This is a genomic window from Promicromonospora sp. NPDC057488 (assembly GCF_042802395.1).
Classification (GTDB): Bacteria; Actinomycetota; Actinomycetes; order Actinomycetales; family Cellulomonadaceae; genus Promicromonospora.
The window spans coordinates 24,657-31,421 of sequence record NZ_JBHVEG010000066.1 but is presented as its reverse complement, the minus strand read 5'-3'; the positions used below and the strand labels follow the sequence as shown (position 1 = coordinate 31,421).

The window sequence follows — 6,765 nt, the reverse complement described above, 5'->3', positions numbered from 1 at the left end:
AGCTTGTCGAGACCCGGGTCTCGACAAGCTCGACCAGCGACATCGCAGCGCTGCCGCCGTCAGGCGGCCTTGATGTAGTCGTTCGGGTTCAGCACGAACTTCGTCGCCGCACCCTCGTCGAACTCGTGGTAGCCCGTCGGCGCGTCCGTCAGGGAGATCGCCTGGGCGTTGACGGCCTTGGCGATCTGCACCTTGTCGTGCAGGATCGCCTGCATCAGGCCCCGGTTGTACTTCATCACCGGGCACTGACCGGTCGTGAACGCGTGCGACTTGGCCCAGCCGAGCCCCAGCCGCAGCGACAGCGACCCGACCTTCGCGGCCTCGGTCGACGCCCCCGGGTCACCCGTGACGTACAGGCCGGGGATGCCCAGCGAGCCACCGGCCCGCGTGACCTCCATCAGGTTGTTCAGCACGGCTGCCGGGTGCTCCGTCGACGAGTCGGACCCGTGTCCGCGCGCCTCGAACCCGACGGCGTCCACACCGCAGTCCACCACGGGCTCGCCCAGGAGCTGCTCGATCTGGTCGCCGACCGGCCCGGCGGCTACGTCCACCGTCTCGCAGCCGAACGACCGTGCCTGCTCCAGCCGCTCCTTGTTGAGGTCGCCCACGACCACCACGGCTGCCCCGAGCAGGTGGGCCGACGCCGCGGCAGCCAGGCCCACGGGTCCGGCCCCCGCGATGTACACGGTGGAGCCCACGCCCACACCCGCGCTCACGCACCCGTGGAAGCCCGTCGGGAAGATGTCGCTGAGCATCGTCAGGTCGAGGATCTTCTCCAGCGCCTGGTCCTTGTCGGGGAACTTGAGGGCGTTGAAGTCCGCGTACGGCACCAGCACGTACTCCGCCTGGCCGCCGACCCAGCCGCCCATGTCGACGTACCCGTACGCCGACCCCGGCCGGTCCGGGTTCACGTTGAGGCAGATGCCGGTCTTGCGCTCCTTGCAGTTGCGACAGCGCCCGCAGGCGATGTTGAACGGCACGGAGACGAGGTCGCCCACGTCGAGGAACTCGACGTCCGGCCCCTTCTCGACGATCTCGCCCGTGATCTCGTGCCCCAGGATCAGTCCGGGAGGCGCGGTGGTGCGGCCGCGGACCATGTGCTGGTCCGAGCCGCAGATGTTGGTGGACACGGTTCGCAGGATCACGCCGTGCGGCACCTTGCGGCCCACGTTGGCCGGGTTGACCCCGGGTCCGTCCCGGAGCTCGAACGTCGGGTAGTCGATGTCGACCACCTCAACCACGCCGGGTTCGCGGTAAGCGACCGCCTTGTTTCCAGGCATGTTGGGTTACCCCTTCCAGGTCATCCTTGAACTGGCTTCGGTCCCTTTTCACGCTACGCCGGGCCCCGTCGACTCTCATCCGCGACCGCGAACCTCATCCCCTGCGCCGGACGGCGTCCGCCGGTCCCGGGTGGGGAGTTCTCCCCACTGACCTGGGGGCGCGGTTCTGCCACGCTCTGCTCGCCGCGCGCAGGGCGTGCGCGGTCAGAGACAAGGGATCGAACATGGTTTTCTTCGGCTGGGGTAGCAAGAGCAAGACGGCGCCGCTGGACGCGGGGCGTGCCCTGGTGCTGCGCTACTCGTACTTCCACCTGTTCTGGATCCTGCGCGTGTCGTGGGGCCTGCGGTACAGCCTCGCGACCGCCACCGAGGCCGGGTGGGCGCAGCGACCGCTCTCGGACGAGGAAGCCATGCAGCTCGACGCCCCGAACCGGCTCACGCTGAACTTCTGGTGGCGGTTCGGCCTGCTGCTGTGGGCGGCGGTGGCGATCGTGGCGATCGTGATCGGGAACCTGACTGCCTAGAGCGCCTCGACCATGAGCCGGTCGAACCCGGCGCCGGGGCTCTTCAGCGCGGCGAGGAGCTGCTCCGTCTCAGGCTGCAGGTCGCACTCGAGGCGCTCGGTGATGCTCAGCAGGCGCTCGATCGCCTCGCTCTCCGCGGCGGGGTCCCGGCTCTCGTGCGCGGCCAGGATCCGGATGCGCCACAGGCTCTCCTGCGCGGGCTCGACCCGCAGGCCCACCACTACCGCCTCCTCCGCCGAGCGCCAGCGGCCCTCCAGCAGGCGCCGCTTCGCGAGCGCGAACGAGGCGTCCACGATCTCCGCGACGAGGCGCTGCCGGAGCGGCTCCGCCCACGCGTACCGGCGGCCGTGCGTGCCGTCGAACGGGACGGCACGCACCAGCGCGAGCGCCGCCTCCAGGTCCTCCGGTGCTGCCTCCAGGGGCGCGCCGCCCAGCAGGGCGTCCCACTCGCCGACGTCGGAGGTGACCGACGGCAGGAGTCCGTGCCCGCCGTCGGGCTGGTGCCGCGGCAGGTACTCCTGACCGTCCGCGTCCTGCCCCAGCCAGCGGCGCAACCGCGAGGTCGCCGCGTTCCGGGCGCTCAGGTTGTCGCTGCCCGCGCGGTCGGGCCAGAGGGCGTCGTCGATCTCGGTGCGCGTCGTGCCCGGGTGCAGCACGAGGAACGCCGCGAGCTCCAGCAGGCGCGCACGCTTGCCGTCCTCGACGGTGCCGGTCGCGTTGCGCAGGTCCACCGGCCCGAGCGCGAGGACCCGGGGCGGAGCGTCCGACGGCGGGGTGTCCGCGCCGGCAGCCGGGACGATCGCGACCTCAAGGGTGTCAGGGGCGGGCTCGTCGTACTCGGCCGGGCGGAGGGTCTCGACGGGCTCGACCGGCGATGGCGCGGAGGTTCGCGGGGTCGGCTCGGCCGGGCGGGCGGTCTCGACAGACTCGACCCGCGACGTCGACGGGGTCTGCTCGACCGACGACGCGGGCACGATCGGGACCTCGGCGGTGTCTGTGCGCGGCTCGGTCTCGACCGGCCCGACCGCCGGAGCCGGCTCCCGCACCGGGGTGATCGCCTCGACCTCTGCGACGCTCGGCTCGGACTGGCCCACCCCTTCGAGCTCGCCTGCCTCCGCCATGGAGACGAGCCGCAGCAGGTGCCCGTACTGCTCGGACGGCAGCCGCTGCGGCCGCAGCTCCAGGCCGATCGGCGACAGCATCGCGAGCTCCTGCCCGGGCAGGAGCTGGAGGTCCCACTCACCCACGCTGATCCCGCCGGTGATCGTCGCCAGGGCCACGTGCGGCAGATCGGCCGTCAGCTCGGCCATCCGCGCGCGCTGCGCGTCGGAGACCTGGTCGGCGAGCAGCACGATCTCGGGCACCCAGGCGTCGGGCACCGTGCCGGTGACGCGGGCCGCGTAGAGGTCGGGCACGCTCTGTGCCGCGAGCGCGGCGCGGTCGGCGTGCGCGCGCCGGGCCAGGTCCTCGATGATCCGGCCCACGGTCGGCAGGTAGCGGATGCGACCGGTGCGCATCGTGTCCTCGAGGTCGGGGAACGCGCCGACGAGGGTCACCTGCAGGTCGTCGGCCCACACGGAGGTGGCGAGCTCGACGGCGAGGGCGGCGAGGATCTCGCGGGTGGCGAGGGCGTCGCCGGTGATGCCGAGCGCCCCGAGGTGCTCGAGGTTGAGGAAGACGTGTCCCTGGTCCTCGTCGGACCCGATGGTGACGAGGGCCGGGTACGGGGCCGGGACGACGGCGGGGTCCACCGGCGCGAGCCGCTGCAGGTCGGCGACGTCGAGCGTCCAGACCGTGGAGTCACCCGCGTTGCGCCACGGCTGGGGCAGGAGCGCCGCGTCCTCCAGGTACAGCTCGAAGGCCTGGGCGGTCAGCCGGGCGGCGCGCACGACAGGGAGGGGCCGTCCGGACGCGACGCACAGGCTCGCCAGCGAACGCAGCGCCAGGTCCACGGTCTCGACCGACAGGTGGTCGGCCGCGGCGCGGATGGTCTGCTCGAACGCCACGGTGTCGCCGGCGGGCAGCGGGATGCGCTGCCCGGGGCGGCGCAGCCGCTGCTGGTCCCGGCGCCGGCGGGCGAGGACGGCGAGCACGCCGGCGGCCAGCACCGTGCCGACGCCGGCGACCGTCGCGACCTGCCAGGGCGCGTCGTCGGACAGCCCGTCGTCCGCGGCCTCGGCCTCGGCCTGCGTCGCCGTCTCGACCTGCGTCGCCGTCTCCGCTTGCGCCTCCGCCTGGGCGGCCTCGTCCCGGACCGTCTCGGCCCGCGCGCCCCCGCCTCGTACCTCGTCCGACTGCCGCGCGGTGGTCTCGCCCTGCCGGGCGAGGTCGGCCGCGGCGTCGGCCGCTGGAGCAGTATCGGCGGCAGGGGCAGCATCCGCCGCTGGAGCAGGTTCGGCCGCGACCGCGGTCTCCGGCTGCCGGCTCTCCCCGCCGGTCCGGGCCGCGTCGCCCGACGGCGGGGCGGACGCCTCCGCGGGCCGGGGGTCGGCCTTCGCCTCCACGGCTCCCGGCACGTGCACGGTCCATCCGGGGTGGATCAGGTCCGGGTCGGTCAGGTGCGCGCCGCCCGGCTGCGCCACGTCCCGCGTGGCCTCGAACAGCTCGGGGTACCGGTCGGCGTCGCCGAGCTCCTCGGCGGCGATGCCCGAGAGGGTGTCGCCCTTCTCGACCACGACCGAGCCGGCGGTGTCCCCCGCCCCACGGTCGGCGTCGGCGGTGGTCGCCGCGTCGGGTGCCGCGGGAATCGTCAGGACCCAGCCCGTCGTCAGGAACGCCGGGTCGTCCGCCAGGTGCTCCTGGTTGAGCTCGACGATCTCCCGGAACCGGTGGCCGTCGCCCAGGTAGCTCTCGGCCAGGCCCCACAGCGTGTCGCCGCGCACCACGGTGTGCCGGACGGTCGCGGGCTCCTTGCGCTCCTGGGCGGACGACCGCTCCCGATCGGACGACCGCTCCCCCGTGGTCCGGTGGGCGTCACGGTCCGCGACCCCCGCGGACTGCCCGGACCGCTCCGCCGGCGCCTCGACCACGGCCGGCGCGGAGACCGACACGCTGTGTGCCTGCGGCATCGGCGCCGCGGCGGCGGGCAGGACGGCGGCGTTGGCCATCGGCACGGCGGTGAACAGCAGGAGCATCGCGGCGACCAGGCCGCGCGCGGCGCTCTGCGGCAGCTGCAGCCCCGGCAGGCGCGGCGCCCGGATGCCGCGGAGCTGGGCGACCAGCTCGACCAGGATCGACAGGGCCAGGAACGCCCAGGCCAGCCAGGCGACGACCTGCAGCACGACGAGGAACATCGACCCGTCGTCACGCGACGTCAGCAGGTCGACGACCGACCCGGCCGACGGCATACCGGCCTGGAACGGGTCGGCACCCACGGCGAGCAGGACGAACGGCAGGCCGACGGTCACCCCCACGACGACGAGCAGGGCCAGGAGGCCCTTCAGGCGACGCATCATTGCTCGGTACCTCCGACGGCTCGCGCGATACGGGCCTCACCCTCGCCCGACACCGGCATGTTGCTCAGGCCGATGAACGACAGGAACTTGGTCTCGTAGATGTCATCGGTCCGCACCAGGACGACTTCTCCGCCGGGCGCGCTGACCGTGCCGGACATGCCCGCGGCGGCGAGATAGTTCCGGGCCGCCACGACGGCCTGGACCGGGTCGGCCCGCACGCCCTCGCCGCGGATCGCCGCCCCGCCCTGGAGCTGCTGCCCGCCCACCCGGGCGGCCTGCGCGGCGACGTCCCGGGCATGCTGCTGGGCGTGCACCTGACCAGTGAGGTCGACGGCGATGCCCACGCCGAGGATCATCACGAACGTCGACGTGACCAACCAGGACGAGACGGAGCCCCGCTCGTCGGCGTCGGTCGCGGGTCTGCGGAACAGGCGCATGTCAGCGCTCCCGGTAGGTGTCGATCGGGCTGGACATCGTCCTGGTGATCGTGAGGGCCCCCGGCACACCCGGAAGTGCGACGTCGGAGAGGTCCACGGCGCAGGACACGGTGGCCGACACCAACGCCGGGGCGCCCGGCGGCGCGGCGAACCCGCTGGTGTCGACGACGACGCTGCTGGACCCGCAGCGCAGGCCCTGGTTGGCCAGGCTCGCGGCAGCACCGCTGGCCGCGGTGGAGTCCGCCTCCATCTGGGTGCGGGCGATCGACGCAGAACGCGCGGCCTCGGCCGCGGCCGACTCCACCGACGCCTGCGCGATCGCCACCCGGCCACCGGCGATGACCAGGGACCCGAGCAGCACGAAGGCGGACACCCCGATGACGGCCTCGATGGACGCCGAGCCCCGCTCGTCGGGCGCGCGCCTGCCCCGCCGCATCATCCGGTGATCCTCTCCAGCGGCAGCGTGGCCGACTGCGTGACCGTCGGCGACCACCCGGGGACGAGCGACACCGTGTGCGTGGTGATGGTGATGGTGGCGTGGGTCGCCGTCCGCAGCCCGTTCACGGTGGTCCCCTTGAGCCCGACGGTCGTCGCGTTCACGTACTCGTGCGCAGCCGCCGTGCCCGCGCCGGTCGTGCCGTGCTCGGCCGCGGCGGCGCGCGCGCCCTCCTGCGCCGCCGCGAGCGCCACCGCCTTGCCCTGGTAGAGCATGGCGCCCTGCACGAAGACGAACATCAGCGTGAAGAGCGCGGGCAGCAGGAACACGTACTCGATCGTGGCCGCGCCACGCTCGTCGGCCCGCCGGGACCGTCCGCGACGGAACATCACCCGATCTTGTTCGCCTCGGAGTTCACGAACTGCGTGATCACCGCGACCACGGTGCCGACGATGGCGATGACCGCCACGGCCCACAGGACGTGCTCGATGGTGACGTTGCCCCGCTCGGGGGCTTCGGCGAGCCGGGTACGGACCCGGTCGGCCACCTTCAGTCCGAAGGTGTGCAGAGTGGCGACGACGTGGAGCATCGGGCTCCCCTTTCTGGTGGTACTGGCATCGGGGTACGGCTGGA

Annotated in this window: 7 protein-coding genes; 1 reads left to right on the top strand and 6 read right to left on the bottom strand. The window is 73.3% G+C overall.

The annotated features are described in order from the left end of the window. Positions 1-59 precede the first annotated feature (59 nt). Positions 60-1,280, bottom strand: coding sequence for a formaldehyde dehydrogenase, glutathione-independent (gene fdhA / locus ACFU5G_RS15255; protein WP_377246024.1), 1,221 nt, complete (start codon positions 1,278-1,280; stop codon positions 60-62). Between the two features lie 224 nt (positions 1,281-1,504). On the opposite strand from fdhA, the gene ACFU5G_RS15250 reads away from it, so the two are divergent. After that, the gene (locus ACFU5G_RS15250) at positions 1,505-1,804 is read left to right on the top strand and encodes a hypothetical protein (RefSeq protein ID WP_377246021.1); all 300 of its coding nucleotides are present in this window, start codon (positions 1,505-1,507) and stop codon (positions 1,802-1,804) included. Here the strand turns inward: ACFU5G_RS15250 and ACFU5G_RS15245 are convergent. The 5 genes from ACFU5G_RS15245 to ACFU5G_RS15225 are packed head-to-tail and all read right to left on the bottom strand — an operon-like array spanning position 1,801 to position 6,721. After that, a complete protein-coding gene (locus ACFU5G_RS15245; protein ID WP_377246018.1) occupies positions 1,801-5,256 on the bottom strand; it encodes a LysM peptidoglycan-binding domain-containing protein in 3,456 nt (1,151 codons plus the stop codon). The genes ACFU5G_RS15250 and ACFU5G_RS15245 overlap by 4 nt on opposite strands. After that, complete coding sequence (locus tag ACFU5G_RS15240) at positions 5,256-5,696, bottom strand: pilus assembly protein TadG-related protein (protein WP_377246015.1); 441 nt, start codon at positions 5,694-5,696, stop codon at positions 5,256-5,258. Before ACFU5G_RS15240 ends, ACFU5G_RS15245 begins: the two co-directional genes overlap by 1 nt. Position 5,697: 1 nt before the next feature. After that, positions 5,698-6,135, bottom strand: a complete 438-nt coding sequence (locus tag ACFU5G_RS15235) for a TadE/TadG family type IV pilus assembly protein (protein WP_377246012.1) — start codon at positions 6,133-6,135, stop codon at positions 5,698-5,700. Then, entirely contained in the window at positions 6,132-6,521 is a 390-nt protein-coding gene (locus tag ACFU5G_RS15230) for a TadE/TadG family type IV pilus assembly protein (RefSeq protein ID WP_377246009.1), read from the bottom strand. The genes ACFU5G_RS15235 and ACFU5G_RS15230 overlap by 4 nt, the downstream gene beginning before the upstream one ends. After that, positions 6,521-6,721 (bottom strand): hypothetical protein, encoded by a 201-nt coding sequence (locus tag ACFU5G_RS15225; protein WP_377246006.1) that lies wholly within the window; start codon positions 6,719-6,721, stop codon positions 6,521-6,523. The genes ACFU5G_RS15230 and ACFU5G_RS15225 overlap by 1 nt, the downstream gene beginning before the upstream one ends. Between the last annotated feature and the right edge of the window lie 44 nt (positions 6,722-6,765).

Bases quoted from the DNA above. Each gene is read 5' to 3' on its own strand.
- ACFU5G_RS15245 (WP_377246018.1), bottom strand. From the start codon at position 5,256: ATGCGTCGCCTGAAGGGCCTCCTGGCCCTGCTCGTCGTCGTGGGGGTG.
- ACFU5G_RS15240 (WP_377246015.1), bottom strand. From the start codon at position 5,696: ATGCGCCTGTTCCGCAGACCCGCGACCGACGCCGACGAGCGGGGCTCC.
- ACFU5G_RS15250 (WP_377246021.1), top strand. From the start codon at position 1,505: ATGGTTTTCTTCGGCTGGGGTAGCAAGAGCAAGACGGCGCCGCTGGAC.
- ACFU5G_RS15235 (WP_377246012.1), bottom strand. From the start codon at position 6,135: ATGATGCGGCGGGGCAGGCGCGCGCCCGACGAGCGGGGCTCGGCGTCC.
- ACFU5G_RS15230 (WP_377246009.1), bottom strand. From the start codon at position 6,521: ATGTTCCGTCGCGGACGGTCCCGGCGGGCCGACGAGCGTGGCGCGGCC.
- ACFU5G_RS15225 (WP_377246006.1), bottom strand. From the start codon at position 6,721: ATGCTCCACGTCGTCGCCACTCTGCACACCTTCGGACTGAAGGTGGCC.
- fdhA (WP_377246024.1), bottom strand. From the start codon at position 1,280: ATGCCTGGAAACAAGGCGGTCGCTTACCGCGAACCCGGCGTGGTTGAG.